The sequence below is a fragment of the Novosphingobium resinovorum genome, assembly GCF_027922145.1.
GTDB classification, from domain to species: Bacteria; Pseudomonadota; Alphaproteobacteria; order Sphingomonadales; family Sphingomonadaceae; genus Novosphingobium; species Novosphingobium resinovorum.
In genome coordinates, this window is sequence record NZ_BSFC01000011.1 from 38,489 (window position 1) to 64,299 (window position 25,811).

General features: G+C 65.4%; 27 protein-coding genes and 1 tRNA gene. 14 read left to right on the forward strand and 14 right to left on the reverse strand.

Features of this window, described 5'->3' with window-relative positions; genetic code table 11:
- Window positions 1-108: 108 nt before the first annotated feature.
- Complete coding sequence (locus PKE80_RS05085; RefSeq protein ID WP_271181581.1) at window positions 109-1,182, reverse strand: helix-turn-helix transcriptional regulator; 1,074 nt, start codon at window positions 1,180-1,182, stop codon at window positions 109-111.
- Between the two features lie 158 nt (window positions 1,183-1,340).
- Between PKE80_RS05085 and PKE80_RS05090 the strand changes: the two genes are divergently transcribed.
- The gene (locus tag PKE80_RS05090) at window positions 1,341-2,051 is read left to right on the forward strand and encodes a TetR/AcrR family transcriptional regulator (protein WP_271181582.1); all 711 of its coding nucleotides are present in this window, start codon (window positions 1,341-1,343) and stop codon (window positions 2,049-2,051) included.
- Here the strand turns inward: PKE80_RS05090 and PKE80_RS05095 are convergent, their stop codons facing one another.
- From PKE80_RS05095 to PKE80_RS05105, 3 genes are all read right to left on the reverse strand, one after another.
- Window positions 2,052-3,455, reverse strand: a complete 1,404-nt coding sequence (locus PKE80_RS05095) for a phospholipase D family protein (protein ID WP_271181583.1) — start codon at window positions 3,453-3,455, stop codon at window positions 2,052-2,054. It lies immediately after the preceding gene.
- Between the two features lie 313 nt (window positions 3,456-3,768).
- Window positions 3,769-3,845: transfer RNA gene (locus PKE80_RS05100), tRNA-Met, on the reverse strand.
- A gap of 108 nt (window positions 3,846-3,953) precedes the next feature.
- Window positions 3,954-4,517 (reverse strand): 2'-5' RNA ligase family protein, encoded by a 564-nt coding sequence (locus PKE80_RS05105; RefSeq protein WP_271181584.1) that lies wholly within the window; start codon window positions 4,515-4,517, stop codon window positions 3,954-3,956.
- A gap of 96 nt (window positions 4,518-4,613) precedes the next feature.
- Between PKE80_RS05105 and PKE80_RS05110 the strand changes: the two genes are divergently transcribed.
- Window positions 4,614-5,024, forward strand: a complete 411-nt coding sequence (locus PKE80_RS05110) for a sugar transporter (RefSeq protein WP_271181585.1) — start codon at window positions 4,614-4,616, stop codon at window positions 5,022-5,024.
- 1 nt (window position 5,025) lies between these two features.
- On the opposite strand, the gene mltG is transcribed toward PKE80_RS05110, so the two are convergent.
- The 5 genes from mltG to aspS all read right to left on the reverse strand — a co-directional run bounded on the left by mltG (window position 5,026) and on the right by aspS (window position 10,063).
- A complete protein-coding gene (gene mltG / locus PKE80_RS05115; protein ID WP_271181586.1) occupies window positions 5,026-6,000 on the reverse strand; it encodes an endolytic transglycosylase MltG in 975 nt (324 codons plus the stop codon).
- A gap of 4 nt (window positions 6,001-6,004) precedes the next feature.
- On the reverse strand, window positions 6,005-7,264 hold the full coding sequence (gene fabF, locus PKE80_RS05120; protein WP_211150220.1) for a beta-ketoacyl-ACP synthase II: 1,260 nt from the start codon (window positions 7,262-7,264) through the stop codon (window positions 6,005-6,007).
- A 179-nt stretch (window positions 7,265-7,443) separates the two neighbouring features.
- Window positions 7,444-7,680, reverse strand: a complete 237-nt coding sequence (locus PKE80_RS05125) for an acyl carrier protein (protein WP_007679564.1) — start codon at window positions 7,678-7,680, stop codon at window positions 7,444-7,446.
- Between the two features lie 85 nt (window positions 7,681-7,765).
- Window positions 7,766-8,185, reverse strand: coding sequence for a VOC family protein (locus PKE80_RS05130; RefSeq protein WP_271181587.1), 420 nt, complete (start codon window positions 8,183-8,185; stop codon window positions 7,766-7,768).
- 51 nt (window positions 8,186-8,236) lie between these two features.
- Complete coding sequence (gene aspS / locus PKE80_RS05135; RefSeq protein WP_271181588.1) at window positions 8,237-10,063, reverse strand: aspartate--tRNA ligase; 1,827 nt, start codon at window positions 10,061-10,063, stop codon at window positions 8,237-8,239.
- Between the two features lie 270 nt (window positions 10,064-10,333).
- On the opposite strand from aspS, the gene PKE80_RS05140 reads away from it, so the two are divergent.
- The 3 genes from PKE80_RS05140 to PKE80_RS05150 all read left to right on the forward strand — a co-directional run bounded on the left by PKE80_RS05140 (window position 10,334) and on the right by PKE80_RS05150 (window position 13,012).
- The gene (locus PKE80_RS05140) at window positions 10,334-10,669 is read left to right on the forward strand and encodes a hypothetical protein (RefSeq protein WP_271181589.1); all 336 of its coding nucleotides are present in this window, start codon (window positions 10,334-10,336) and stop codon (window positions 10,667-10,669) included.
- A 65-nt stretch (window positions 10,670-10,734) separates the two neighbouring features.
- Complete coding sequence (rnd, locus tag PKE80_RS05145) at window positions 10,735-11,928, forward strand: ribonuclease D (protein ID WP_008833266.1); 1,194 nt, start codon at window positions 10,735-10,737, stop codon at window positions 11,926-11,928.
- A 187-nt stretch (window positions 11,929-12,115) separates the two neighbouring features.
- Window positions 12,116-13,012, forward strand: coding sequence for a hydrogen peroxide-inducible genes activator (locus tag PKE80_RS05150; protein ID WP_008833267.1), 897 nt, complete (start codon window positions 12,116-12,118; stop codon window positions 13,010-13,012).
- A gap of 104 nt (window positions 13,013-13,116) precedes the next feature.
- Here the strand turns inward: PKE80_RS05150 and PKE80_RS05155 are convergent, their stop codons facing one another.
- Together PKE80_RS05155 and pgsA are read right to left on the reverse strand one after the other, a co-directional pair.
- Window positions 13,117-14,280, reverse strand: coding sequence for an MFS transporter (locus PKE80_RS05155; protein ID WP_271181590.1), 1,164 nt, complete (start codon window positions 14,278-14,280; stop codon window positions 13,117-13,119).
- A gap of 134 nt (window positions 14,281-14,414) precedes the next feature.
- Entirely contained in the window at window positions 14,415-15,008 is a 594-nt protein-coding gene (gene pgsA / locus PKE80_RS05160) for a CDP-diacylglycerol--glycerol-3-phosphate 3-phosphatidyltransferase (protein WP_008833269.1), read from the reverse strand.
- 122 nt (window positions 15,009-15,130) lie between these two features.
- On the opposite strand from pgsA, the gene PKE80_RS05165 reads away from it, so the two are divergent.
- Window positions 15,131-16,444: an MFS transporter gene (locus PKE80_RS05165; protein ID WP_271181591.1), complete on the forward strand. Its 1,314-nt coding sequence runs from the start codon at window positions 15,131-15,133 to the stop codon at window positions 16,442-16,444.
- A gap of 117 nt (window positions 16,445-16,561) precedes the next feature.
- Here the strand turns inward: PKE80_RS05165 and PKE80_RS05170 are convergent, their stop codons facing one another.
- From PKE80_RS05170 to PKE80_RS05180, 3 genes are all read right to left on the reverse strand, one after another.
- Window positions 16,562-16,771 (reverse strand): hypothetical protein, encoded by a 210-nt coding sequence (locus PKE80_RS05170; protein WP_231958197.1) that lies wholly within the window; start codon window positions 16,769-16,771, stop codon window positions 16,562-16,564.
- Between the two features lie 164 nt (window positions 16,772-16,935).
- Window positions 16,936-17,118, reverse strand: a complete 183-nt coding sequence (locus tag PKE80_RS05175) for a CsbD family protein (RefSeq protein ID WP_008833272.1) — start codon at window positions 17,116-17,118, stop codon at window positions 16,936-16,938.
- Window positions 17,119-17,238: 120 nt separating this feature from the next.
- Window positions 17,239-17,646 (reverse strand): EVE domain-containing protein, encoded by a 408-nt coding sequence (locus PKE80_RS05180; protein WP_271181592.1) that lies wholly within the window; start codon window positions 17,644-17,646, stop codon window positions 17,239-17,241.
- 98 nt (window positions 17,647-17,744) lie between these two features.
- On the opposite strand from PKE80_RS05180, the gene PKE80_RS05185 reads away from it, so the two are divergent.
- The 8 genes from PKE80_RS05185 (at window position 17,745) to PKE80_RS05220 (ending at window position 25,804) form a co-directional block, all read left to right on the forward strand.
- The gene (locus PKE80_RS05185) at window positions 17,745-18,680 is read left to right on the forward strand and encodes an isopenicillin N synthase family dioxygenase (RefSeq protein WP_008833274.1); all 936 of its coding nucleotides are present in this window, start codon (window positions 17,745-17,747) and stop codon (window positions 18,678-18,680) included.
- A 137-nt stretch (window positions 18,681-18,817) separates the two neighbouring features.
- A complete protein-coding gene (locus PKE80_RS05190; protein WP_211150228.1) occupies window positions 18,818-20,428 on the forward strand; it encodes a putative bifunctional diguanylate cyclase/phosphodiesterase in 1,611 nt (536 codons plus the stop codon).
- 171 nt (window positions 20,429-20,599) lie between these two features.
- The gene (gene dapF, locus PKE80_RS05195; protein WP_008833276.1) at window positions 20,600-21,430 is read left to right on the forward strand and encodes a diaminopimelate epimerase; all 831 of its coding nucleotides are present in this window, start codon (window positions 20,600-20,602) and stop codon (window positions 21,428-21,430) included.
- Window positions 21,427-22,605 (forward strand): MiaB/RimO family radical SAM methylthiotransferase, encoded by a 1,179-nt coding sequence (locus PKE80_RS05200; protein ID WP_271181593.1) that lies wholly within the window; start codon window positions 21,427-21,429, stop codon window positions 22,603-22,605. Before dapF ends, PKE80_RS05200 begins: the two co-directional genes overlap by 4 nt.
- A complete protein-coding gene (gene ftsY / locus PKE80_RS05205) occupies window positions 22,602-23,555 on the forward strand; it encodes a signal recognition particle-docking protein FtsY (protein WP_271181594.1) in 954 nt (317 codons plus the stop codon). Before PKE80_RS05200 ends, ftsY begins: the two co-directional genes overlap by 4 nt.
- Entirely contained in the window at window positions 23,555-24,202 is a 648-nt protein-coding gene (locus tag PKE80_RS05210; protein ID WP_271181595.1) for an inner membrane-spanning protein YciB, read from the forward strand. Before ftsY ends, PKE80_RS05210 begins: the two co-directional genes overlap by 1 nt.
- A gap of 319 nt (window positions 24,203-24,521) precedes the next feature.
- The gene (locus tag PKE80_RS05215) at window positions 24,522-25,490 is read left to right on the forward strand and encodes a threonine ammonia-lyase (RefSeq protein ID WP_271181596.1); all 969 of its coding nucleotides are present in this window, start codon (window positions 24,522-24,524) and stop codon (window positions 25,488-25,490) included.
- A gap of 89 nt (window positions 25,491-25,579) precedes the next feature.
- Window positions 25,580-25,804 (forward strand): hypothetical protein, encoded by a 225-nt coding sequence (locus tag PKE80_RS05220; protein ID WP_271181597.1) that lies wholly within the window; start codon window positions 25,580-25,582, stop codon window positions 25,802-25,804.
- Window positions 25,805-25,811: the final 7 nt, after the last annotated feature.

Genomic DNA, 25,811 nt, shown 5'->3' on the forward strand with positions numbered 1-25,811 from the left:
TGGAACCCACCATTTCGCTTTCGGGGCACCCCCTGATGCCCTCCACCAAATGTTTAGGCTCCAAATCCCGAACACCGCATCCACCATCTGTTTAGGCCCGGCATCTTTTCAGACCGGAGAAATCGTCCCGAAACGATGCACCAGACTGGAAAGTCCGGCGAAACTACGTGTTGCCGTCTTTTCGTAAATTCGATGGAGATGCGTGCGCGCGGTCGCGCGCGCCATACCCTGTCGATCGCCGATCGCGGTGATGTCGCCAGTATCGACAGCATCCTTCAGCACCCGCAATTCCGTGGCAGTCAGTCCGTAAAGACTACCGATCGCATCGAAAGCGATGGCGCGGGGCAAATCCACGCGGGTCACATGCACCGCGAACGTCGCCGCAGGCCCATCCGCAAGATCGCCGAAGCGAGTCGTGTCGAGCCGCCGCGCTTCGAGCAGCACACGAACCGTGGATACGTCGTCCCCGAGTACGACTTCCGCCGCGACCGGCTCCTCGTGCTTGATCGTCCGCGCGATGGCGCTGCCCAGGACGCCCTCGCCCACCGGCTCTCCGATGCGCAGGCGCAGCAGGGGTACGAGCGCCGGGGCCGCCTCAAGCAGAACGTGTTCAGCGCTCAGCAGCATGACGGAACTCCCCGCACTTCCTGCAAAGGCACGATCGGCCGCAGCATGTTCCTGTGCACGCACGAGATGGCTCTGGATATAGATGGCGCGCCGCAAGTGCGGCACCAGCACCGCAAGCTTCGCGCATTCCGCTCTAGTGTAACGCTCTGACGGCATGCGGCGCAGCAGCGCAAGGCTGGCAACGATGCCTGGCCGCTTGATAAGGTTCACAGCCAGGTTGTCGACGATGCCCTGCGGAGCGAGATATTCGCGATAGAACGCGCTATCGCGCACTTCAGGCATCTGCAGCAAGTCCCAGGCCGACTGGCATTCGCCTTCCGGAATGGCATGAAGGTGCGGCAACAATACGTCCTGCGCCGCATAAGTCTCGACATAGCGGTTCAACCAGACCGGATCGTTGCCGTACTGGAACTGAAACCCGACCTGCCGGTCCGGATCGCTCCAGCCGATAAAACCTGCCTGCGCCCCCATTGCGACGCCAAGCCGCTCGATCAGTCCGGGAAAGCGCGTACGATCAAAGGCTGCGTCGTAAATTTCCCCGATATCGAACGCCATGCCCTACCCTGTTAACCCGGGACGATACCTCCAGTTTGCCGCTTGTACGGGAATTGTCGAGCCTCGACCCGCCCCACCTGTTTCTCTGTGGGTAATTTGCCCCACATTTTGTCTTCTGCCCTCTGGCTGACTGCTCTGTACCGGGCATAATGCGCAATATGATCGAGCCCGCAAAGACGCAGCGCATTTCCGCCAAGGGAGAAGCGACGCGCAATCAGATTCTCGACGCTTCCGAAGTGCTGTTCGCCCAAAGCGGCTATCTTGGCACCTCGCTGCGCGACATCGCCCAGGAAGCGGGCGTGCGCATGGGACTTGTGCATTACCATTTCGGCAACAAGCACTTGGTCCTCGATGCAGTGCTGGAGCGCAAGCTGGATCTGCTGCGTGACACCATCGCTGCCAGCTTCGCACGCGCCGAGGAAAACGGGGCCAGGGAAAAGGTCGCGAACGAATCTGACAAGCCGGGGCTCGGGCCGAAGCTGGGGCTGGAACAGATCGTCACAGCGTTCATCCTGCCTTTCCTGCAGTCCGCCTCGCGCTCCGACGACCCCTTGCGCAACTACATTGTCATGACCTCGCACTTGATGAGTTCATACCGCCTGCCTGAACTGCGCCCGATCCTCGCCAAGCTGTCGGTGGTTTCGCAGCTCCTGATCGACCGCCTGCGCAAGTACCGTCCCGACATCCCCGAACGCGAACTGCTGGCCGGAACCTACCTTATCGAGGCAGCACTCGTGTTCATGGTCCAGGATCCCGGTTTTCTCGATGACATCAGCCAGGGTCACCACTCGGTCGCGCGCCTGGAAGACATGGCAGGTCCCGCCCTACGCTTCTTCTCCGGTGGACTCGAAAGCCTCCGCGCACCGTGATCACAACAACCAGCTGATCGGCAAACGCGATGCAAAGCCGATGAGCAGACTGTCTAGGAAGCCCAGCCCCGGCTCACGCGCGCCGCTGCCCCGCTCGCCTGTCCAGTGCAGCCTGTCCCGCTCGTCGAGAGTAACTTGATAGGCCGCGCCAGGAACGATCGTCTCGAACGCTTCCGCCACCTGCCCGGCCAGTACGGGGCTGTAGATCACGAAGCCCAATTCCGTATTAAGCCGGAGCGAACGCGGGTCGAAGTTGAACGAGCCGACGAACAACCGCTCTCGATCCGCAGTGATCGTCTTGGCATGGATTGTCGCCGCGCCCGAGCGCAGAGCCGCGAACGAGCCGCTCCCGCTTGGTCGCAGACGGCTACCGATACCGAGACGGTTACCTTGCCGCCGCTGCTTCTTCGACGGCGCATCTCGCACTTCCGCCACCGTCTCGAACAATCGCACACCCGCGCGCAAAAGCCGCCTGCGCCAGGGTGCGTATCCAGCATGGACCAACGCTACGTCGGTCGCGGAATAGCCGTTGGTCAGGACCGTCACCTTTATACCCGAACGGGCATAATCCGCCAACTGACGTGACCCCTGTTCACCCGGCACGAAATAGCCTGATACGATTGTCATTTCCCGCGCGGGCCGGCCAATCGCCTCGTCGAGCTTTCCCGCCAGCAGATTGCGGTACTCGATGTCGCGCACGACTTTTGCCGGATCATCGCTGATCATCCGCACTTGCGCCCATTCGAACGTGAGCGTGCCTTCGACCACCTCCTTCACGAGCGGCAGGCTGCGGATACGCTCGACATAGCGGCGAGCGGACGCATCGCTCTCCACCACCGAGGCTCGCGAGCGCAGCTTCGCACGCTTGTGGCGCCCTACGATCGGCAGGATCTGGCGCGCGGGATAGGCCGATTCGCTGGTCCAGTAGCGCTCGAAGTCAGCTTCCACGTCGCGCGCGACGGGGCCGATGGCAAAAACGTCGAGGTCGGCGAAAAGCGCACCGTCGCCCGCTCCGAAATATTCGTCGCCGATGTTGCGGCCACCGACAATCGTAACCGCGCCATCGACCGTGAAGCTCTTGTTGTGCATTCGTCGGTTAAGCCGGCCGAAATCCACAAGAAAACCGATCGCCTTGGGATAGCGGATACGGAAAGGATTGAAGAGGCGCACCTCGATATTGCGATGCATATTGAGCCCTGCGAGCACGCCATCGAGCCCGGCGATGCCGTTGTCATCGAGTAGCAGCCGCACCCGCACCCCACGCTCGGCGGCCTCGTGCACGGCCTCCAGCAGCAACGTCCCGGTGCGATCACCATGCCAGATATAATATTGCAGGTCGATCGTGCGCTCGGCCGCCTTCAGTAGCAGCAGACGCGCCGCAAAGGCATCGACCGCGTCAGGCAAGAGATGCAAGCCCGATAGCCCTGGACGTCGGGCTGCCCGCTCTCGCGCAACGCGCCAAAGCGTGGTCTCTGCATTGGCAGGAGACGGCAAGTCGGGAGAAGCACGGCGACGAGGAAGCCGATTGGCGCGAATCAGTCCGAAAGCTGCGGCGCCCAGGCCGGTCATTGTAAGCAGCGTTACCTGCCATTGCCGCATAAGGGCCATTCACATACCTCGATCTCACCCGCCACGCCGTGGTAGGGGAGAGGACATGCAAACCCAAGCCTCATAGCGTGAGGCCGCTAACAGATTATATGTGATGATTCAGGAATTATGGTAGCGGAGGAGGGACTCGAACCCCCGACACGCGGATTATGATTCCGCTGCTCTAACCGACTGAGCTACTCCGCCATACCATTCCGCTGCTAACAGCGGTTCCGATCTGGTGCCCCGTTGCTGCGGGGCAGGCCGCGTCCTCTAGGGGCAAGGTTCGCATCGGTCAACACCGAAAAAGCACCTTCAACGCCGAAAAGATACGAGGCGGATCGGGCGCCACAGGCCCTCCTCCCAGGCATAGAGTCCGAAGCCGCGAAAACGGAATGTGCGCGGCTGCAATTGCTGCGCCAGTTCCGCCTGCAGCGCCCTCGCCGCCTGCGCCGTCACCTTGTTCTGGATCGTCACGTGAAGGCGTAGCGGCTGTGCGTCCTGCTGGGTGAGCAGGCCGTGCATGCGCTCGGCGATCTCCGCGTGGAGCGCCACCATTTCCGGGCTTTCGATGGAAAGAGCCGTGCCAGTGCCCAGCTTCATCAGCCCCTCGATCCGCGCTGGCGGCGGCGCGGCACGGGCGAGGTCGCTCAGAAGGTCGATCAGTTCCTCTTCGACCGAGGGCGGCAGCGCATGGAACAGCGTCACATGGGCGCGCAGGCGATTACGCTCGGGCGGGTAATGCGCACGCCTGAGGGCGTCCGCCCAGCCCAGCACGTCGGACGGCAGTTCCGCAGTGACGAGCAAGGGTGCGCCCGCCTTACGCGGGCCGGTCGCGACCCAGTTTTTGGCGGGCCAGTCAGGCGATTGTTCGGTCATCGTGAAACTCCGCTGCCCGTCCCGAATCCGCCCCGATTGCCAGAAAGAGCGACGCAGGGCAAAGTTCGCGCCGGGAGTGCATGAAGGGGGAAGCAGATGCGAACGTTCCGCGTGATCTCGATACTGATCCTGATCTGGAACCTGATCGGCGATGCCGCTTATCTGATGCAGGTCAACGCCGATCTCGACGATGTCGCGAAGACGGACCCGGTCACCGCACAGGCCTTCGGCTCGATGCCCGCATGGGCGTGGGCCGCTTATGCCGTGGCGGTCTGGGGCGGCACGCTGGGCGCGATCCTGCTCCTGATGCGCCGCGAGATCGCGTGGGTGTTCTTCGCGGCCTCGCTGGCGGGCGTGGTGGTGCAGTTCGGCTGGAGCTTCCTCGGCTTCGGGATGATCGCGGCCAAGGGGTGGTCGACGGCGGTGTTCCCGGCCGTGATCTTCGCCATCGCCCTCACCTCGCTGCTCTATGCGCGGGCGAAGGCGAAGGACGGAACTCTGAGCTAGCTTACAGTTCCCCACGCTCGCGGCGAATGGCGAACCACTTGGCGACGTTGCGGTTATGCTCGGCCAGAGTGCCCGCGAAGGCGTGGCCACCGGTGCCGTCCGCGACCATGTAGAGCGCGTCGGTCTTGGCCGGGTTCAGCACCGCCGCGATCGATTCGCGGCTGGGGTTGGTGATCGGCCCCTTGGGCAGACCGACCATCGTGTAGGTGTTGTAGCCGTTGACCGCCTGAATCTCCGACTGGAGGATGCGGCGGCCGAGGCGCTTGCCCTTGGTGATGGGGTAGATGATCGTCGGGTCGGCCTGAAGCAGCATGCCGGTCCGCAGTCGGTTCGAGTAGAGCCCTGCCACCATGCGCCGCTCGGAGGGCTTGCCGGTTTCCTTCTCGACGATCGAGGCGAGGACGATCGCCTGCTCCGGCGTCTTTACGACGAGGCCCTTGGCGCGGTTCGCCCAGAGTTCCTTGAGCGTGCGGCTCATCGCCGCCTGCATGCGCCGCACCAGTTCCTCGCGCGCCTCGCCGTTCTCGAAGTTGTAGGTGTCGGGCAGGATCGAGCCTTCTTCCGGCACCGCGACGTCACCGGTCAGCGCCGTCTGTGCCTTGAGGCGATCATAGACCATGACCGAGGGCATGCCTTCGGGGATCGTCACGAAGCGCCGAATGATCTCGTCGCTGGAGATGATCGCCAGCACGGCCGAGGGGCTGGCATGGGCGGGAATGGCAAACTCGCCCGCCTTGATCCCGCTGCCGCCGCCGAACACCCGCGCGCGCAGCTTGAAGCCGGAAGCGGAGGCGATCATGCCCTGCTTCTCCAGCCTGTCCGCAACGTCCCCAAGGCTGGCGCCGGTGGGGACGACGAAGTGCTTGTCTTCTTCCAGCGGGCCGGAGCCGTACCAGCCGCCGAAGAAGGCCCAGAGGCTCCCGACGAAGAGTACGGCGACGACTGCCGCCAGGCCGCATCCGCGCCGGGAGATCATGGGCTTAGTCGATCTTGCGCATCACGAGGCTGGCGTTGGTGCCGCCGAAGCCGAAGCTGTTGTTGAGCACCGCGCGCACTTCGCGCTTGCGGGCGACGTGCGGCACGAGGTCGACGCCCTCGCAGCCCTCGTCCGGGTTGTCGAGGTTGAGGGTCGGCGGCACGATCTGGTCGCGCAGCGCAAGGATGCAGAAGATCGATTCGACCGCACCCGCGCCGCCCAGAAGGTGGCCGATGGCCGACTTGGTCGAGCTCATCGAGACATTGCCGATGGCGTCGCCGAACAGGCGGCGCACGGCGCCCAGTTCGATGGTGTCGGCCATGGTCGAGGTGCCGTGGGCGTTGATGTAGTCGATGTCGGCAGGCGTCATGCCGGCCTTCTTCAGCGCCATCTGCATCGAGCGGTAGGCGCCGTCGCCGTCCGGGTGCGGGGCGGTGACGTGGTAGGCGTCGCCCGACAGGCCGTAGCCGATCACTTCGCAGTAGATCTTGGCGCCGCGCGCCTTGGCGTGCTCGTACTCTTCCAGAACGAGGACACCGGCGCCCTCGCCCATGACGAAGCCGTCGCGGTCCTTGTCGTAGGGGCGGCTCGCCTGTTCCGGGCGGTCGTTATAGCTGCAGTTGAGCGCACGGGCCTGCGCGAAACCGGCGATGCCGATCGGGCAGACGGTCGATTCGGCGCCGCCTGCCAGCATGATGTCGGCGTCGCCGTCACGGATCATGCGCGCGGCATCGCCGATCGAGTGCGCGCCGGTCGAGCAGGCGGTGACGACCGCGTGGTTCGGACCCTTGAGGCCGTACTTGATCGAGACCTGGCCCGAGATCAGGTTGATGAGGCGTCCGTGGACGAAGTGCGGCGAGACGCGGCCCGGGCCCTTCTCGGCCAGCACCAGCGATTCGCTCTCGATGCCAGGCAGGCCGCCGATGCCCGAGCCGATCGAGCAGCCGGCCATGAGCTTGTCTTCCTCGCTCATGTCGGTCAGGCCCGCGTCCTCGAGCGCCTGGCCCGCGGCGTCGATGCCGAAGACGATGAAGGGATCGACCTGGCGCTGGATCTTGTGGTCGACGCGCTTTCCGGCGTCGAAGCCGTATTCGTGATCGGCGGGCTTCACTTCGCACGCGATCAGGCACTTTTGGCCCGTCGTGTCGAACTTGGTGATCGGACCTGCGCCCGACTTGCTCGCGAGGATGTTGGCCCAAACGGTCTCCACGTCAGCGCCCAGGGGGGTGACGAGACCAAGTCCGGTTACGACGACACGACGCATATGCTCTCCGAAAATCTCAAATAGCCGCATCCGGTCGTCGCGAAACCGACGGCCCGAAAACGGCGACAGGCCCGCCCCCTTAAAGGGCGAGCCTGCCGATTTCAATCCGGTGTTGCATTCACGCCCCACTCCTCACGAGCGGAGCGCCGAAATGCAGGCCCGAAATCAGACCGAAGGGATTAACCCTTGTTCTCTTCGATGTACTTGATGGCATCGGAGACGGTGCTGATCTTCTCGGCGGCATCGTCCGGAATCTCGACGCCGAATTCTTCTTCGAACGCCATGACCAGCTCGACGATGTCGAGCGAGTCGGCGCCCAGATCGTCGATGAAGCTGGCGTCCTCGGTGACCTTCTCGGCTTCAACGCCGAGGTGCTCGACGACGATCTTCTTAACCCGATCGGCGGTATCGCTCATTTGTATAGACCCCTTCGAAAATAGGCGGGTTTGAATTACGCTAGTCGCCCTAAAGACTGGGCGGCGCGCTGGCAAGAGCCTTGGATCAGGCCCCGAATGTGACATGTCCCGCGTTATCCACGGTCCATGCCGGATTCCAAGCGATTTCCCACGCATGGCCGTCCGGATCGGCGATATAACCGCGATAGCCGCCATGTGGCGGGCGATCGGCCGGGCGCAGAACGATACCGCCCGCCGCCGCAAGACGGGTCATGGCGTCGTCCACCGCAGATTCGCTTTCGACGTTGTGCGCCAGAGCGAAGCTGCCTGTCGGTGCGCAGGGACGGTTCATGTCCGCCTCCAGCTTTTCCTTCTTCCAGATGCCGAACACCAGCCCGTTCATCTGGAAGAATGCGATCTCATCGATCTCGAACACCGGCTCCCAGCCAAAGCCGTCGCGGTAGAACGCTCTGGATCGGGCCATGTCGGCGACGCCGAGGGTGATGACGGAAATCTGCTGCTGCATGAGCGGGAGAACGCCGACCGCGCGGCCGGGTTCCTCCCGCTCCCAGGTAGATCACCCCGCGTCGGGCACAGCAGTCTTGGCTGCTGCCGGAGCACCCTGCTTGACCGGCTCCACCACACGCAAGTGCAGTTCGCGCAGTTGCTTGGGCTCGGCGTGGCTCGGCGCGTTCATGAGGAGGTCCTCGGCGCGCTGGTTCATCGGGAACAGCGTGATCTCGCGCAGGTTCTGCGCACCGCACAGCAGCATCACGATGCGATCCACACCGGCGGCCATGCCGCCGTGCGGCGGGGCGCCGTACTGGAACGCGCGGTAGAGGCCGCCGAAGCGATCCTCCACGTCCGCTTGCGTTAGGCCGGTCATCTCGAACGCCTTGACCATCAGTTCCGGCGACTGGTTGCGGATCGAGCCCGAGGCGATCTCGAAGCCGTTGCAGACGAGGTCGTACTGGTACGCCTTGATCGTCAGCGGGTCCTGGTTCTCCAGCGCGTCCATGCCGCCCTGCGGCATCGAGAACGGGTTGTGCGCGAAGTCGACCTTCTTGTTGTCCTCGTCCCATTCGTAGAACGGGAAGTCGACGATCCAGCACAGCTCGAAGCGGTCCTTGTCGATCAGACCCAGCTGCTCGCCCACGCGGGTACGCGCGAGGCCCGCCAGCTTGGCGGCCTGCTCTTCCTTGCCTGCGGCGAAGAACACGCCGTCGTTCGGGCCGAGACCGAGCGCCGCGATCAGCGCGGCGGTCTTTTCCTCGCCGTGGTTCTTGGCGATCGGGCCGCCGGGGACGCCGTCCTTGATGTTGATGTAGCCGAGGCCCGAGTAACCCTCGCCGCGTGCCCAGACGTTGGTGTCGTCGAAGAATTTGCGGCTGCCAGCACCCGCGCCCGGAGCCGGGATCGCGCGGATCGTGCCGCCATTGGCGACGATGCCCGCAAAGATGCCGAAGCCGGATTCGACGAAGTGTTCGGTCACGTCCTTGATCAGCAGCGGGTTACGCAGGTCCGGCTTGTCCGAACCATAGTCCAGCATCGCCTGCGCGTGCGGGATGCGGCGGAACTCACCGGCCGGGGTGACGGGCTTGTCGCCCGCGAACTCGGCGAAGGTTGCGCGCAGCACCGGCTCCATCGTTTCCCAGACTTCTTCCTGGGTCACGAAGCTCATTTCGAGGTCGAGCTGGTAGAATTCGCCCGGCAGACGGTCGGCGCGCGGGTCCTCGTCGCGGAAGCACGGCGCGATCTGGAAGTAGCGGTCGAAGCCGGCCACCATCAGCAGCTGCTTGTACTGCTGCGGCGCCTGCGGCAGCGCATAGAACTTGCCGGCGTGGATGCGGCTCGGCACCAGGAAGTCGCGCGCGCCTTCGGGGCTGGAAGCCGTCAGGATCGGCGTCGAATATTCGGTGAAGCCGGTGTCTTCCATGCGGCGGCGCATGTCGCGGATGATCTGCGTGCGCTTGACGATGTTGGCGTGCAGCGTCTCACGACGCAGGTCGAGGAAGCGGTACTTGAGGCGGATGTCCTCCGGGTACTCCTGCTCGCCGGCGACGGGCATCGGCAGTTCCTCGGCCTTGCCCAGCACGGTGGCGACGCGGGCGTAGACTTCGATCTCGCCGGTGGCGAGGTTCGGGTTTACAGTGCCTTCCGAACGCGCCTTCACGGTACCCTCGACCGTCACGACGCTCTCCGCGCGCAGCGAATCGAGCACGGCGAGCGCCGGGCTGTCGCTGTCGGTCACGACCTGGGTGATGCCGTAATGGTCGCGCAAATCGACGAACAGGACGCCGCCGTGGTCGCGCTTGCGATGGACCCAGCCCGAGAGGCGCACGGTCTGGCCGACCTCGGCCGCGCTCAGGGCGCCGCAGGTGTGGGAGCGGTAGGGATGGGTCATGACGGGCTCTTTTGGTCGAATGGAATAGTTGCGGCCCCACTAAAGGAGTGCCGCAGCGATTGCCAGATGGGGATTCGCGTAAAATCCCCGTCATCCCGGCGCAGGCCGGGAACGCTTGCGGTCTTCAGGCATTGGCCGGGAGCCTCGATGCAAGGTGGGCTGTTCATCGCCAGAGGTGCCGGCCCGCGCCGGGATGACGGCGGTAACTCCAAATAAACCATTTGGCGATTATGCTCCCGCGCACGGGTCGCCACACCAAAAAACCGGGAAATGCAGATGTTTGCTGACGGCAAGCTGGACGAAACCATCTTCCACCCGACCGACGAAGGGAAAGCGGCGCAGTACCAGGAATGGGCCGACGCACCGGTTTCCGCGCCTGCGAGCGCTTCGGTCGAGGCCGAATTTCCGGCCATGCTCGACTTGCGCGAACTCGCCGATCCGGAAGCGGACCCGGGATATGAACCCGAGGGCCTGTACCTTCCCCTCCCCTACGGTCACACCACCGGATCGCAGTTGCGCCACCGCTTCGTGACGGCCGAGAGCATTGCCGAACTGGCCGACATCAAGAAGCCCAGCCTGTGGCAGCGGCTCCTCGGTCGGAAATAAACTGCGACAAAACGGTAACACGGGGCGTTGATCCCCCGCGCGGTTAGGCGTAACGCCCTCGTTCAATGAAAATTCACCCGCTGATAACGAAAACCGAAGATCTTGCCGCCCTGTGCGAGCGTCTCGCGAAGTCCGATTTCGTGAGCGTCGACACGGAGTTCATGCGCGAGAACACCTATTGGCCCGAACTCTGCCTCGTGCAGATCGCCAATACCGAGGAAGCGGCGGCGATCGATCCGCTGGCGGACGGCCTCGACATGACCCCACTGCTCGACCTGCTGACGCAGAACGAGGACGTCCTCAAGGTCTTCCACGCGGGCGGGCAGGACGTGGAGATCATCTTCAACTTCACCGGCCGCACCCCGCACCCGATATTCGACACCCAGATCGCGATGATGGCGATCAGCCAGTCCGAGCAGATCGGCTATTCCAACCTCGTCGAATCGTGGCAGGGCCTGACGATCGACAAGGGCGCCCGCTTCACCGACTGGTCGCGCCGCCCGCTGACCGACCGCCAGATCGAATACGCGATCGGCGACGTCACGCATCTTTCCAAGATCTTCCCCAAGATCCTCAAGCGCCTGATCAAGACCGGGCGCGGTGCCTGGCTGGACCAGGAGATGGAAAAGCTGGCCGATCCGGAGAACTACCGGAACGACCCCAAGGAAGCCTGGCACCGGATCAAGGCGCCGGGCCGCAACCCGCAAGTGCTTGGCCGCCTGCGCGCGATCGCCGAATGGCGAGAACTGGAAGCGCAGGGCAAGAACATCCCGCGCGGCCGCATCGCCCGTGACGAGACGCTGGCCGACATCGCCAGCCACCCGCCCAAGAGCCAGGCCGATCTGGCTAAAGTGCGCGGCCTGTCGCAAGGCTGGAAGGATAACGAAATCGGCCGCCGCCTGATGACCGCCATCGCCAAGGCGGAGCCACTGACCGACGACGAGATGCCCGCCCGCGCCCCGCGCGGCGCGCCGCTCGGCAAGGAAGGCTCGCTGGTCGCCGACCTGCTCAAGCTGCTGCTCAAGATCCGTGCCCGTGAAATCGATGCCGCGGCCCGCCTGCTGGCGCGCAGCGACGAACTGGAACTGCTCGCGGCGGGCGTTCGCAAGAACCTCAGCCTGCTGCAGGGCTGGCGCTACGACGTGTTCGGCCGCGATGCGCTCGATCTCGTCGAGGGCAAGCTCGCCTTCGCGGTGGAGAACGGCAAGCTCAAGATGACGCGCGTGGAAGACGTCGTCGACGATACGGTGGCCGAATAAGCCCACCCCGCTGCGACTAGGTCCTCCGGACCAAGTCTCGCTCCCCTCCCGCAAGCGGGAGGGGCAACGCTGCGATTTTTCCTCCCCTCCCGCTTGCGGGAGGGGCCGGGGGTGGGCTCCCTTCCTCCTTCTTCCGCATTGCACAACGCCGCTTGGCGAACCGCTCCCACCGTGCAATAGCCACCACATGACCGTCTACCAACCGACGCTCAAGCAGCTCCAGTATCTCGTCTCGCTCCACGAGCACGGCCATTTCGGCCGTGCCGCCGATGCCTGCTTCGTGTCGCAATCGACACTGTCGGCGGGTCTGCGCGATCTGGAAACGCTGCTTGGCGTAGTCCTCGTGGAGCGCACCAAGCGCGCCGTCCGCTTCACGCCGCTGGGCAATGCCGTGGTCGAGAAGGCCCACCGCATCCTGCGCGAGACGGAGGAACTGTCCGAACTCGTCCAGTCCAGCGGCAAGCCGCTCTCGGGCGAAGTGCGCATGAGCGTGATCCCGACGATCGCGCCGTTCCTGCTGCCCCGGATGCTGCCACGCCTGCGCCGCGAACGCCCGAATCTCAAGCTCTTCCTGCGCGAGGAACCGAGCCAGGCGGCGATGGAATCGCTCCACCATGGCCGCGCCGACTGCGTGCTGCTCGCCCTGCCCTATGCGACCGGCGAGGTGGAGAAGGAGACGATCGAACTCGACGCCTTCTTCGTCGCCTTCCCCCGCGACGATCCGCGCGATCCGCCCGCCGAAGTCAGCCCCGACGTGATCGACGAGAACCGCCTGCTCCTGCTCGAGGACGGGCACTGCCTCAAGGACCATGCCCTCGCCGCCTGCAACCGGCCCGAACTGCGGGCCAGCGCGACGATGATCGGCACCTCGCTGCATACGCTGGTGCAGATGGTCGACAACGGGCTGGGCCTGACGATGCTGCCGGAAATGGCGCTCGACGCAGGGATTCTCAATGGAACCAACGTCGTCGCCCGGCCGCTGATCTCGCCCAACGCGAATCGCGAGATCACGCTGGTGTGGCGCAAGAATTCCCCGCGTGCAGAGGAATTCCGGATGCTGGCGGACGAGTTGCGGGCTGGTTGACCTGGCTTTGTAGCCTGAGGGGGCTTCGACAAGCTCAGCCTGAGCGGGGATCAAGAACTAGCTCTCAATTCCGCTCAGGCTGAGCTTGTCGAAGCCCCGGCGTCCTAGCGCCGCCGCAGCACCTGCAGCGCCACGCCGAGCACCGAAATGCCGATCCCGAGCGCCGAGACCCCGCCCCAGCCCCACTGATGCCATGTCGCCGTCGCCGCGCCCGAACTGGCTGCCCCGGCCAGAAACATCATCGCCATGTAGACGGTGTTGATGCGTGAGCGCGCCTCAGGCCGCAGCGCGTAGATGATGCTCTGGTTGGAGATCTGGCTGAGCTGCACCGCCACGTCGAGCACCAGTACCCCCACGATCAGCCCGGCGATCGAGTGCCAGAAACCGAAGATCAGCCAGGCCGCCAGCGTCATCACCGTGCCCAGCACGATAGCCGGATGCGGACCGCGACGGTCGGCGAGTCGTCCTGCGACCGGTGCTGCAAGCACGCCCGCCGCACCGACGATACCGAACAGTCCCGCAGCTTCCGGCCCAAGGTCGAAGTGCTCCTGCAGGCGCAGGGCAAGAATGGTCCAGAACACGCTGAAGACGCCGAACTGGCAGCACTGGGTATAAGTCGCCAGCCGCAGCGCGGGAAATTCGCGCCACAGACTCCAGAGCGAGCGCAGCAGGCCGACATAGCCGAGTCCGGTGTCTTGCGGACGACTGCGCGGAAGCTGGAACGCCATGAGCAGTGCGGTCAAAAGCGCCAGTGGAACCGCGAGCCAGAACATCTCCCGCCACCCGAGCGTTCCGGCAACGAAGCCTGCCAGCGTACGGCTGAGCAGGATACCACACAGGAGACCGGCCATCACCGTACCGACGATTGCGCCGCGCTTCTCGTCAGGGGCGAGATTCGCCGCGAACGGCACGATCTGCTGCGCAACCGAAGCGAGCAGCCCGACCAGCAACGATGCGGCCAGCACCAGCCCGGCACTCGGCGCGATGGCGACGAGAGCCAGCGCGGCGGTCAGCGCCAGGCATTGCAGCACGATCAGCCTCCGCCGCTCCACCAGATCGCCAAGCGGCACCAACACGACGAGGCCGAAGGCGTAACCGAGCTGCGTCGCGGTCGGCACGTAAGTCGCCGCCGCACCCGCAAGGTCGCGCTCCATCAGCCCGATCATCGGCTGGTTGTAGTAGATGTTGGCGACGGTCAGCCCGGCAGCGACGGCCAGCGAGAAGACGACCGGGCGGCTGGGGCCGCTGACGGCACTGGACGCCGACATGGTGCTGGACGCGACGGTAATGGTGAAATCCTTCGTGCTGTAGCCCCCGCTCCGAGCGCAAATGGCCCTCGAGCCGCGTCAGACCAAGTGCGGGGAACGCAAGTCCGCTTGCCCGCACCGCAAGCGCAAGGGGTTCAGTCCATGTGCTTGAGGCCGACCCGCAGATAGTCCCAGCCCGTCACCACCGTCAGTGCGGCGGCCGCCCACAGCGTCGTCAGGCCCACGGTATGCGGCACGTTGATTACCAGCGCGCCGAGGTCGAGATTCCACCACGGCATCGCCACGCCAAGGATCAGCGCCCCCAGGCAGATCAGCTGGAACGTCGTCTTCCACTTCGCAAGGCGGCTGACTGGCACCGAAACCTGCAGCCCCCCAAGAAACTCACGCAGGCCCGACACGGCGATCTCACGCACGAGGATGACGAGGCCCGCGATCACGTGCATGTCGCCCACGAAAGGCCCACGCAGGATGCCTTGCGCGGTCAGCACCAGAATCACCGTCGCCACCATGATCTTGTCGGCGATGGGGTCGAGGAATACGCCCAGCTTCGACACCGTCCCGCTCGAACGAGCGAGATAGCCGTCGAAATAGTCGGTGAGTCCCATCAGGCAGTAAAGCCCGAAAGCCAGTCCGTAGCCGAATTCCCATCTGGGCCACCAGAGCAGGAAGGCGAGCAACGGAAGGGCGACGATGCGTGAAAGCGTCAGGATGTTCGGCAGAGTCAGCATGATGGGAATGCCATAGCCCGCAATCGCTACGGGAATAAAGTGGTGAACAGGGCTTGTGCCCCCGCCCCATGCCATTAAGTGTCCCGACGACCAATGAGCAAGGCCGGCGGCATACTTAGATCATGACCACGACGACCCAACTCATCCGGGCGCGACGTTTTCTCCCCCTTTTCGTCACCCAGCTTCTGGGTGCGTTCAACGACAACCTGTTCAAGAACGCGATGGTGCTCTTCGTCGTCTACGAGGTGTATCACTCGGAAGGCCAGGAGGCGCGGTTCAGCGCGATGGCCTCGGCGATCTTCATCATCCCCTTCTTCCTGCTCTCGGCGCTGGCTGGGCAGCTGGCCGACATGCGGGACAAGGCGAAGCTGATTCGCATCATCAAGGCCTGCGAGATCGGCATCATGCTGGTCGGCGGCGCGGGCCTTGCCCTTGCGTGGCAGGGGCAGGCGCTCGACGCCGTGGCGATCCCGCTGATGCTGCTGGCGCTGTTCGCGATGGGGGTGCACTCGACCTTCTTCGGACCGATCAAGTACGCGATCCTGCCGCAGCACCTGAAGGACGGTGAAGTCCTGTCCGGCACCGGGCTGGTCGAAGCGGGTACGTACATCGCCGTGCTCGCAGGCACGATCGTCGCGGGCTGGATCAGCGTCGATGCCGCCGCGATCGGGGTGATCGTCGTCGCCATAATCGGCTGGTTCGCCGGGCGACAGGTCCCCTCCGCCCCGCCGCTCGGCAAGATCGAGCCGCTCGACTACCACGTCATCCGCGCTTCCGTGCGCCTTGTGCGCACGACGATGCAGGACCGCCGCGTGTTCCTTGCCATCTGCGCGATCAGCTTCTTCTGGGCGATCGGCACCGTGTTGTTCGTGCAGTTCCCGCCGCTCGCCAAGAACATGCTGATGGCCAGCAAGGAAGTGGCCAGCCTGTTCCTGGTGATCTTCTCGGTCGGCGTCGCGATCGGGTCGATGGCGATCAATGCGCTGCTCAAGGGCACCGTTTCCGCGCGCTGGTCGCCGATCTCGGTGATCGGCATGGGCGTGTTCCTCGTCGCCTTCCAGCAGGTCTGCCGCATCTGGCCGCCGCATAGCGGGACGGGCACGCTGATGGACGTCGGCATCTTCGTGGTGCAGCCGCTGGCGATCCCGCTGATGCTGACCTTGCTGGGCATCGCCATCTGCGGCGGCATGTTCGTGGTGCCGCTCTACGCCTTCCTCACCACCTTCGTGCCCAAGTCGCAGACCGCGCGCACGATTGCCGCGAACAACATCGTCAACTCGGGCGCGATGGTCGTCGGCTCACTGGCGACCGGCGTAATGACGCTGATGGGCGTGGCGGTGGCGCAGCAGCTACTGGTCGTCTCGCTGTGCTGCGTAGCCTCGGCCTGGCTGGGCTATCTGCTGTTCCGCGCCGAGAAATGCCCCAAGGCGGGCTGAGCCTCTTATCTTCGTCATTGCGAGCGTAGCGAAGCAATCCAGGGCAGCTTAAACCGCCCTGGATTGCTTCGCTACGCTCGCAATGACGCTACAGGTAAATGGCGACGCCTCGCCGTATCAGGCGATGAACAGCGTGATCGCCACGAAGCTGGCGCAGTAGGCGGTCAGAAACCCCCGCCAGTCGCCGCCGCTGAGGCGCCATTTGCGCGCGGCCTCCACATCTTCGTCTTCCTCCTCAAGCGATTCGGTGAAGACGTGGGGCGGCAGTGAGCGGCGGAACCAGTGCCCGGCCGACTCCTGCGTGAGGACGAGTGCGCGACGTGTCATGCTTCGCATAAGTCACGCATTAACGATTTGTTTACCATTGCGCAAAGCGCTTGGCGAACCCTTCCCGAAACGGGACGATTCGTTCTTGCAAGCATCGGAAACCCAAAGAAAAAGGGCCGCCCTAAGGCAGCCCTCTCGCTGGTTTCCGTCAGGAAGAGGTCAGGTCAGACCCGGTCGCCGAGCGCGCCCTTGACCTTGCCGATGCCCTGCTGAAGCTCGCCCTTCTTTTCCTGGGCCTTGCCTTCTGCCTGCTGGGCCGGGTCGTTGCGCGCCTTGCCTGCGGCCTGCTTGACGTTACCGGCAATCTCGTTGCCCAGTCCCTTCACGGTGTCCTTGAGTTCACCCACGGCGGTATCTCCTTAGCTCGGCGGCGAAACATCTCGCTGCCGTCACGTGAAGAGAACACGCTGCTCCGTCGCTAAGTTTCGTACGCCTGCGCCGAGGCGTGCCTTAGCGGCGATATGTCGTCACTCCCCTGCCAGCCCCAGCACGTAGTCCCACTCCTGCGGCGTCACCACACCCACCGACAGGCGCGAGAACTTCACCAGTTCCATCTCCGCCAGCTTGGGATCGCCCTTCACTTGCGCGAGTGTCACCGGCCGCTTCAGCTTGCGCACCGGCTTCACCTTGACCGCCGCCCACTTGCCCTCGGGATCGCTGGGATCGGTGATCCCGGCCTTGCTCACCGTAGCGATGCCGACGATCTCCTTGCCGATGTTGGAATGGTAGAAGAACACCTCGTCGCCTACTTCCATGGCGCGCAGGTTGTTGGCGGCGCGGTGGTTGCGCACGCCGTCCCATGTGCCCTCGCCTTCCTTCACAAGATCGTTCCAGCCGTAAGCATCGGGTTCAGACTTCATCAGCCAGTATGCCATGCCCGCACCTTCCATCGTAAATTTCCGGCCCGAATTAGACTGTGACGGCCGGGGCGCCTAAAGGGGCGGCATACCGACTCGTTACGGATTGCACTACCATGGACCTCGCACAAATCCCCGTCCTCAGCCTCGTGGCCGACAGTGCCGACCTGCCCGCGCGCATCGGCGAGAGCTTCCGCACCTTCGGCTTCGCGATGATCCGCGACCACGGCATCGACCAGTCGCTGATCGACCAGGCCTGGGCCAGGACCGAGGAATTCTTCGCCCTCCCGGTCGAGACCAAGCAGAAATACTTCATCCCCGGCCAAGGCGGCGCGCGCGGCTATACGCCGTTCCGCACCGAAGTCGCCAAGGGCGCCAAGGAGAAGGACCTCAAGGAATTCTGGCACGTCGGCCGCGACGTTCCCGCCGATTCGCCGCTCGCCGCCTCGATGCCGCCGAACATCTGGCCGACCGAGGTTGAAGGCTTCGAAGAGACCTTCCGCGAACTCTACGCCCAGTTCGACGAGGCCGGCGCCAAGGTGCTCTCAGCGATCGCCGTCGACCTCGGCCTCGATGCGGGTTGGTTCGACGCAGGGATCGAGGACGGCAACTCGGTGATGCGCCTGCTGCACTACCCGCCGGTTTCCGCTGAATCCGGAGGCGCCATCCGTGCCGGCGCGCATGAGGACATCAACCTCATCACCCTGCTGCTCGGCGCACAGGAAGCGGGCCTCGAACTGCTGAGCAAGGACGGTCGCTGGCTCTCGGTCGCGCCGCCCGAGGGCGCGATCGTCGTCAACATCGGCGACATGCTGCAGCGCCTGACCAACCACGTGCTGCCCTCGACCACGCACCGCGTCCGCAACCCCGAGGGCGCGCGTGCCGGGCACAGCCGCTACTCGATGCCGTTCTTCCTCCACCTGCGCAGCGACTTCCGCTTCGTCACCCTGCCCGAGTGCGTGAGCGACGAGAACCCGGACCGCTACCCGGTCTCGATCACCGCCGACGACTACCTGCAGGAGCGCCTGCGCGAGATCGGTCTGAAGATGTGAACGGCGCCGATTAAAACTCTGTAATAGCCCAAGCCCCGGCCCGCTGATGCAGGCCGGGGCTTTTTCGTTAACTGATATTTCAGAGGAACTGCGTAGCTCCAACGGCTTACAAGCCACGCCCTTGGAGGGGCCATTTCGTGCACGCAGCAAGTATCCTTTCCTCCCGGCGTGACACGGAAGGCAGCGAGGTCGACATCGTCGCTTTCGGCATCGTTACCGCGGCGATCATTCTTTTCGTCGCCACCGGCAGCGAAATCGGCCCGGCGGTCGTCAACTCGCTTACCGGACAAGGGCCGGGGCCGGACCATTTCCTGCTCAACGCCTTCCTGCTCAACATCGCGATCATCATCTTCGGCTGGAGCCGCTACCGCGAATTGTGCGACGAGATCATGCTGCGCCGCGCCGCCGAGCGTGAAGCGCGGCGACTTGCCGAAACCGATTCGCTCACCGGCTTCCACAACCGCCGCAGCTTCAACCTGAGCGTCGACGCGCTGATCGATCGCAGCGCGACGGCCGGGCGGGCCGTGGCGGTGCTGATGATCGATCTCGACAACTTCAAACAGGTCAACGACTACAACGGCCACGCCACCGGCGACCGCCTGCTGGTGGAATGCGCCCGCCGCATCACCGCCGCGCTTCCAGAAGGCACCATCGTCGGCCGCATCGGCGGCGACGAATTCGCCGTAGCCGTTCCGTTCGAGCCCCGTCACAGCGAAACCGTCGACAGCATCGCCGCGGCCCTGGTGCAGGCCATCGCCGAGGGCTCGCGCATCAGCAACGCGACGATCGACGTCACCGCCTCGATCGGCCTCGCCCGCGCCGAATCGCGCACGACTTCCTCGCCCGCGCTGCTGGAGATGGCCGACGTCGCGATGTACCACGCCAAGCGACAGGGCCGGAACCAGTTCTCGTGGTTCGAGCCGCAGATGGCGCACGAGATGCGTTTCCGCGCCGACCTTGAGGCAGGCATCCGCCAGGGCATTCCGCGCGGCGAATTCGTGCCGTTCTACGAACAGCAGGTCGATCTGGAAACGGGCGAACTGACCGGCTTCGAGATGCTGGCGCGCTGGGATTCGCCGCAATTCGGCATCGTTGCACCTGACATCTTCATCCCCGTCGCCGAGGAGATCGGCGCGATCACCGAACTCTCGCGCAGCGTGATCGCACAGGCGCTGGAAGACGCGAAGCTGTGGGACCCGAAACTGACGCTGGCGGTCAACATCTCGCCCATCCAGCTGCGCGACCCGTGGTTCGCCCAGAAACTCCTGCGCATGCTGGTGGAGGCCAACTTCCCGCCGCAGCGGCTGGAGATCGAGATCACCGAAAGCTGCCTCCACCAGAACCTGGGCCAGGTACGCACGCTGGTGACCAGCCTCAAGAACCAGGGCATCCGCATCAGCCTCGACGATTTCGGCACCGGCTACAGCTCGATCGGGCAGCTCAAGCAGCTGCCGTTCGACCGCATCAAGATCGACCGCAGCTTCGTCTCCAGCATGCTCGACGACGAGGACAGCGCCGCCATCGTCCGCGCCGTGGCGACGCTGGGCGAAGGGCTGCACATGCCGGTAACGGCCGAGGGGATCGAGACGCAGGCCGTGCTCGACCACTTGCGCCAGTACGGCGGGATCACCGGCCAGGGCTATCTGTACGGCCGCCCCCGCCCCGCGGCCGAACTCGGCGAATGGCTGGGTGAGGAACCCAAGACCGAAGTCGCCCCGGATGATACACCGGAAGTGAAGCGCGCCTGACGTCGTCCCGGACCTGATCCGGGACCGCTTGCCTTGAGCGACCTTGCTCTCGGCAAGGCGTCTCGCCGACCGCATCCGCCTAAAGACAGCCACCGGTCCCCGATCAAGTCCGGGACGACGAAAACGGCAGGGGAAATTGACCTTCCCCCCCGCACCACCTAAATCGCGCGCATGCGGATCGACTTCACCAAGATGCACGGCCTGGGCAATGACTTCATCGTGCTCGACGGCCGCGTGCACGCGCTGCCCCCGGTGGACGCCGCCTTCGCCTCGGCGCTGGCGGACCGCCACACCGGGATCGGCTGCGACCAGCTCATCGTCCTCGAACCCTCGATGGACGCCGATTTCCGCATGCGCATCTTCAACGCCGACGGCAGCGAGGTCGAGGCTTGCGGCAACGCCACGCGCGCGGTCGGCCTGCTGCACGGTGAACCCGCCCGGATCGAGACGCTCGGCGGGCTCGTCATCTCCACGCCCACCGATGGCGGCATCAGCGTCCAGATGGGCAAGCCGCGCTTCGACTGGAACGCGATCCCCCTCGCCTACGCCATGGACACCCACGCCATGCCCGTCGCGTGGGAGGAACTGGTGAACCCGATCGCGGTCAACGTCGGCAACCCGCACGTCATCTTTTTCGTCGCCGATCCCTACGCGATCGACATGGCCCGCATCGGCCCGATGATCGAGACCGACCCGCTGTTCCCCGAGCGCATCAACGTCAACGTAGCTGGCATCACCGCGCGAGACGCGATCACCCTGCGCGTGTGGGAGCGCGGCGCGGGCCTCACGCGCGCCTGCGGCACCGGCGCCTGCGCCACCGCGATCGGCGCGATGAAGCGCGGCCTCGTCGACCGCCGCGTCACCGTGACGCTGCCCGGCGGCCCGCTGGTGATCGAGTGGCGCGAGGACAACGAGATCGTCATGACCGGCCCCGCGACCGAAGCCTTCCGCGGCTCCTTCGACGCCGCCGATTTCGGAGCGCACATCAGGATCGCCATTTGACCGTCGAGGTCCATTCGCTCGGCTGCCGCCTGAACCTCGCCGAAAGCGAGTCCCTGCGCGGGATGCTGGGTGAGGCGGACGACCTCGTCGTCATCAACTCCTGCGCGGTCACGGCGGAAGCCGTGCGCCAGACCCGCCAGGCCATCCGTCGCGCCCGCAAGGCCCGTCCCGACGCGCGCCTCCTCGTCACCGGCTGCGCGGCCGAAGTCGAGCGCGAGGCGCTAGCGGCGATGCCCGAGGTGGACGGCCTCATCGCCAACACCGCCAAGCTCGACCCGCGCGCCTGGAACGTGCCGCTGGCCACCCGCGCGCCAGACACCCGCGCCCACACCCGCGCCTTCGTGCAGGTCCAGAACGGCTGCGACCACGCCTGTACCTTCTGCATCATCCCGCAAGGCCGAGGCCCGAGCCGCTCGCGCACCGTGGCGCAAGTGCTGGACGACGTGGTCCGCCACCTCGACGCAGGCGTGCAGGAAGTGATCCTCACCGGCGTCGATCTCACCTCATGGGGCGGCGACCTTCCCGGAGAACCCCGCCTCGGCGCGCTCGCCGAAGCGATCCTCGCCCGGTTCCCCGACCTGCCGCGCCTGCGCCTCTCCTCGATCGACGGCGCCGAAGTGGACGACCTGCTGTTCGACCTCCTCGCCTCGGAGGCCCGGGTCATGCCCCATGTGCACCTCTCGCTGCAGCACGGCCACGACCTGATCCTCAAGCGCATGAAGCGCCGCCATTCGCGCGCCGATGCGGTGGACGTCGTCGCAGCCCTGCGCGCCCGCCGCCCCGAGATCGCCATCGGTGCCGACCTCATCGCCGGTTTCCCCACCGAGGACGACGAGGCGCACGCCGCCAACCTGTCGATCATCGAGGCGCTGGGCGTCGTCCACGGCCACGTCTTCCCCTACTCGCAGCGCCCCGGCACTCCCGCCGCGCGCATGCCGCAGGTGGAGCACGCGACGATCCGCGCCCGCGCCGCGCAGTTGCGCGCAAAGGTAGCCGAAACCCGCGCATCCTGGCTTGCCGCGCATCTGGGCTTGCCGCTATGGGTGCTCGCCGAAAAGGGCGGGAGCGGCCACGCGGCCGACTTCGCGCCCGTCCGGGTTCCCCCCGGCACGCCGCCCGGCGCGCTGGTGGAAGTGACCCCGACCCGAATTGTCGAAGGAATGCTGGAAGCATGAGTACCCCTGACCCCCAGCAGAACGAGGGGGCATCAAGCGACTGGTCCGACCGTCTCTTCGGAGGCTTTCGCCAGACCTCGCAGCGCCTCGCGGGCAATCTTGCCGGCCTTGGAGGCGGCACCCGCCTGACCCCGGCGCAGCTCGACGCGCTGGAAGATGCGCTCATCATGTCCGACCTAGGCCCCCGCGCCGCCGCCCGCATCCGCGACCGGCTGGCCGAGGAACGCTTCGAGCGGGACGCCGACGAACGCGCCATCATGGAAGTCGTCGCGCGCGAGATCGCCGAGATCCTGCGCCCGGTCGCCAAGCCGCTCGACATCGTGGCCTTCCCGCGCCCGCAGGTGATCCTCGTCATCGGCGTCAACGGCTCGGGCAAGACCACCACGATCGCCAAGCTGGCGCACTTGTTCCAGGAGCAGGACTATTCGGTCATGCTGGCGGCGGGCGACACCTTCCGCGCCGCCGCGATCGGCCAGCTCAAGGTCTGGGCGGATCGCCTGTCGATCCCCATCGTCACCGGCCCCGAAGGCGGCGACCCCGCCTCGATCGTGTTCGACGGCCTCAAGGCCGCGACCGAGCAGGGCATCGACGCGCTGATCGTCGATACCGCCGGGCGCCTCCAGAACAAGCGCGAACTGATGGACGAACTGGCCAAGATCCGCCGCGTCCTCGGCCGCCTGAACCCCGCCGCGCCGCATGACGTGGTGCTGGTGCTGGACGCCACCAACGGCCAGAACGCGCTCTCGCAGATCGAGATATTCAAGGAAGTGGCTGGCGTTTCCGGGCTCATCATGACCAAGCTCGACGGCACCGCGCGCGGCGGCGTCCTCGTCGCGGCGGCGGAGCAGTACGGCCTGCCGATCCATGCCATCGGCGTCGGCGAGAAGATCGACGACTTGCGCCCCTTCAACCCCGACCTGCTCGCGCGGGTCATCGCGGGGATCGCGTGATGAGCGCCGATGCTGCCAAGAAGCCCAAATCCAGCTGGCTGAACCTCGTCGTCGATTTCGGGCCGCTGCTGGTGTTCTTCCTCGCCTACCGGCACTTCTCGCCCGAGGGTGACGGCAATTCGATCGCCACCGTCACCGCCGTCATCAAGGGCACGATCGCCTTCATGGTAGCGACCGTGGCGGCGCTGATCGTGTCGAAGTGGCGGCTCGGCCATGTCTCGCCGATGCTGTGGCTGACGACGGTGCTGATCCTCGGCTTCGGCGCGCTGACGGTGGTGTTCCGCAATGCGATCTTCATCCAGCTCAAGCCCACCGCCGTCTACCTGATGTTCTCGGCCGTGCTGTTCTTCGGGCTGTGGCGCGGCAAGGCGATGCTCAAGTACCTGCTGCAGGCCGCCTTCGAGGGGCTGGACGACGCCGGCTGGATGATCCTGTCGCGCAACTGGGCGTGGTTCTTCCTGGTGCTGGCGGTGCTGAACACGGTGCTGGTCTATACCGTCAGCTTCGACACGTGGCTGCAGGCCAAGCTCTGGGGCTTCACGGTGCTTTCGTTCCTGTTCACGTTCTCGCAGCTGCCGATGGTACTGAAGCACGGCATGGGCGAGAGCGCGAAGGAAGAACTGGTCGAGAACCCGCCGCACGATTGAGCGGCTGCGTCATCCCTGCAAAGACTGGGAATGTGGCGCGCGCCACCCGAACCCTGTCAGGAGGTGGGTTCCCGCCTTCGCGCGAATGACGGAAAGAGTTGCACAACGGACATTGGATTAGCGCGCTAAGCTCCCAACCTCTCGTCCTTGCAGTCTGACTGAGTAGGCATTTCACCTCTTGCTTGCCGGAAGGACAGCTAGCTTGCTTAGCCCTAAGTTAGTCGCAGGGGCTGGGCAAAACGCCAGGTCGTTCAAGGAAGCGTAAGCGACGAATCGGCTGACCCTTGCCCCCGCCGCCGCGCGGGCTAACACCGGCAGCATGACTCAGCGCATCCCCACGCCCGAAGGCATCGCCCTCGCCGCCCGCAAGGTGGCCGAAATCCTGCCCCGCACGCCGCTGCTCCCGCTCGAGGTCGATGGCCGAACGATCTGGTGCAAGGCCGAGAGCCTGCAGCCGGTCGGAGCCTTCAAGATCCGCGGCGCCTGGCACCGCCTGTCCGCGCTGAACGACGAGGAACGCGCATGCGGCGTCGTCGGCGTCTCCAGCGGCAATCACGCGCAGGGCGTCGCCTGGGCCGCGCGGCGCCTCGGCATCAGGGCGGCGATCGTAATGCCGGTGGACGCGCCCGAGGTGAAACTGTCCAACACGCGCGCGCTCGGCGCCGAAGTCGTGCTCTACGACCGCCCCGGCGGGGAGGACCGCGACGAAGTCTCGCAAGCCCTCTGCGCCGAGCGCGGCGCCACGCTGGTCCACGCCTATGCCGACCCGTGGGTGATCGAGGGACAGGGCAGCACGGGCCTCGAGATCGCGGCGCAACTGGCCGAGCAGGGCCTTGCCGGGCCGGACCTGATCGTCGCGCCTTGCGGCGGCGGCGGGCTGACGGCGGGGCTCGCCCTCGCCTGCCCCGATGCCCGGATCGTGCCGGTGGAGCCCGAAGGCTGGGACGACGTGTGCCGCAGCCTCGCCGCCGGAACTATCGTGCCGGTCGGCCCCGATGCGCCGCCCACCGCTTGCGACGCGCTGCAGACGCCCGCCACATGGCCGATCAACTTCGCGATCCTCAAGGACCGTTGCCCGTTCGGCCTGGTCGCGACGCCTGCCGAAGTCCGCACGGCCCAGCGCCTCGCCTTCGCGAAGCTGCGCCTCGTCCTCGAACCGGGCGGCGCGGCGGCGCTGGCGGCGGTGCTGGCGGGCAAGGTGGAGTTGGGGGAGCGTAGCGCCGTCATCCTCTCGGGCGGAAATACCGATGCGGCGGCCTTCGCCAAAGTCCTTTCGTCCCGGGATTGAACGCCCGGTGCTGCAAACTCCCGATGGAACCGGCAACGGTTGCGCGATATATTCCCGATACAAGGATAAGAAACTTCGGGAGTATAGCCATGGAAAAGGGACTGCCCGTCCCTGCCTTGAAGCCGTTCAAGATCGTCTTCATCGGCGTGGAACTGTTCTTCATCGGCATCACGCTGGCAGCGCTGGCGGACGTCGTTCTCGGCGAAAACTGGGGACTGGGCTGGAGCGTGTTCTTCATAGGCTTCATCGCCAGTGCCTGGGGCGCGGTCGCCTATCCGGTGTTCTGCGGGTGCTGCGGCTGGAACCGCAGCTGAACCCCTG

Excerpts from the sequence above, each read along its gene's own strand:
- PKE80_RS05085 (WP_271181581.1), bottom strand. The coding sequence starts at position 1,182 with ATGGCGTTCGATATCGGGGAAATTTACGACGCAGCCTTTGATCGTACG.
- PKE80_RS05090 (WP_271181582.1), top strand. The coding sequence starts at position 1,341 with ATGATCGAGCCCGCAAAGACGCAGCGCATTTCCGCCAAGGGAGAAGCG.
- PKE80_RS05105 (WP_271181584.1), bottom strand. The coding sequence starts at position 4,517 with ATGACCGAACAATCGCCTGACTGGCCCGCCAAAAACTGGGTCGCGACC.
- PKE80_RS05110 (WP_271181585.1), top strand. The coding sequence starts at position 4,614 with ATGCGAACGTTCCGCGTGATCTCGATACTGATCCTGATCTGGAACCTG.
- mltG (WP_271181586.1), bottom strand. The coding sequence starts at position 6,000 with ATGATCTCCCGGCGCGGATGCGGCCTGGCGGCAGTCGTCGCCGTACTC.
- fabF (WP_211150220.1), bottom strand. The coding sequence starts at position 7,264 with ATGCGTCGTGTCGTCGTAACCGGACTTGGTCTCGTCACCCCCCTGGGC.
- PKE80_RS05125 (WP_007679564.1), bottom strand. The coding sequence starts at position 7,680 with ATGAGCGATACCGCCGATCGGGTTAAGAAGATCGTCGTCGAGCACCTC.
- PKE80_RS05130 (WP_271181587.1), bottom strand. The coding sequence starts at position 8,185 with ATGCAGCAGCAGATTTCCGTCATCACCCTCGGCGTCGCCGACATGGCC.
- aspS (WP_271181588.1), bottom strand. The coding sequence starts at position 10,063 with ATGACCCATCCCTACCGCTCCCACACCTGCGGCGCCCTGAGCGCGGCC.
- PKE80_RS05140 (WP_271181589.1), top strand. The coding sequence starts at position 10,334 with ATGCAGATGTTTGCTGACGGCAAGCTGGACGAAACCATCTTCCACCCG.
- rnd (WP_008833266.1), top strand. The coding sequence starts at position 10,735 with ATGAAAATTCACCCGCTGATAACGAAAACCGAAGATCTTGCCGCCCTG.
- PKE80_RS05150 (WP_008833267.1), top strand. The coding sequence starts at position 12,116 with ATGACCGTCTACCAACCGACGCTCAAGCAGCTCCAGTATCTCGTCTCG.
- PKE80_RS05155 (WP_271181590.1), bottom strand. The coding sequence starts at position 14,280 with ATGTCGGCGTCCAGTGCCGTCAGCGGCCCCAGCCGCCCGGTCGTCTTC.
- pgsA (WP_008833269.1), bottom strand. The coding sequence starts at position 15,008 with ATGCTGACTCTGCCGAACATCCTGACGCTTTCACGCATCGTCGCCCTT.
- PKE80_RS05165 (WP_271181591.1), top strand. The coding sequence starts at position 15,131 with ATGACCACGACGACCCAACTCATCCGGGCGCGACGTTTTCTCCCCCTT.
- PKE80_RS05170 (WP_231958197.1), bottom strand. The coding sequence starts at position 16,771 with ATGACACGTCGCGCACTCGTCCTCACGCAGGAGTCGGCCGGGCACTGG.
- PKE80_RS05180 (WP_271181592.1), bottom strand. The coding sequence starts at position 17,646 with ATGGCATACTGGCTGATGAAGTCTGAACCCGATGCTTACGGCTGGAAC.
- PKE80_RS05185 (WP_008833274.1), top strand. The coding sequence starts at position 17,745 with ATGGACCTCGCACAAATCCCCGTCCTCAGCCTCGTGGCCGACAGTGCC.
- dapF (WP_008833276.1), top strand. The coding sequence starts at position 20,600 with ATGCGGATCGACTTCACCAAGATGCACGGCCTGGGCAATGACTTCATC.
- ftsY (WP_271181594.1), top strand. The coding sequence starts at position 22,602 with ATGAGTACCCCTGACCCCCAGCAGAACGAGGGGGCATCAAGCGACTGG.
- PKE80_RS05210 (WP_271181595.1), top strand. The coding sequence starts at position 23,555 with ATGAGCGCCGATGCTGCCAAGAAGCCCAAATCCAGCTGGCTGAACCTC.
- PKE80_RS05215 (WP_271181596.1), top strand. The coding sequence starts at position 24,522 with ATGACTCAGCGCATCCCCACGCCCGAAGGCATCGCCCTCGCCGCCCGC.
- PKE80_RS05220 (WP_271181597.1), top strand. The coding sequence starts at position 25,580 with ATGGAAAAGGGACTGCCCGTCCCTGCCTTGAAGCCGTTCAAGATCGTC.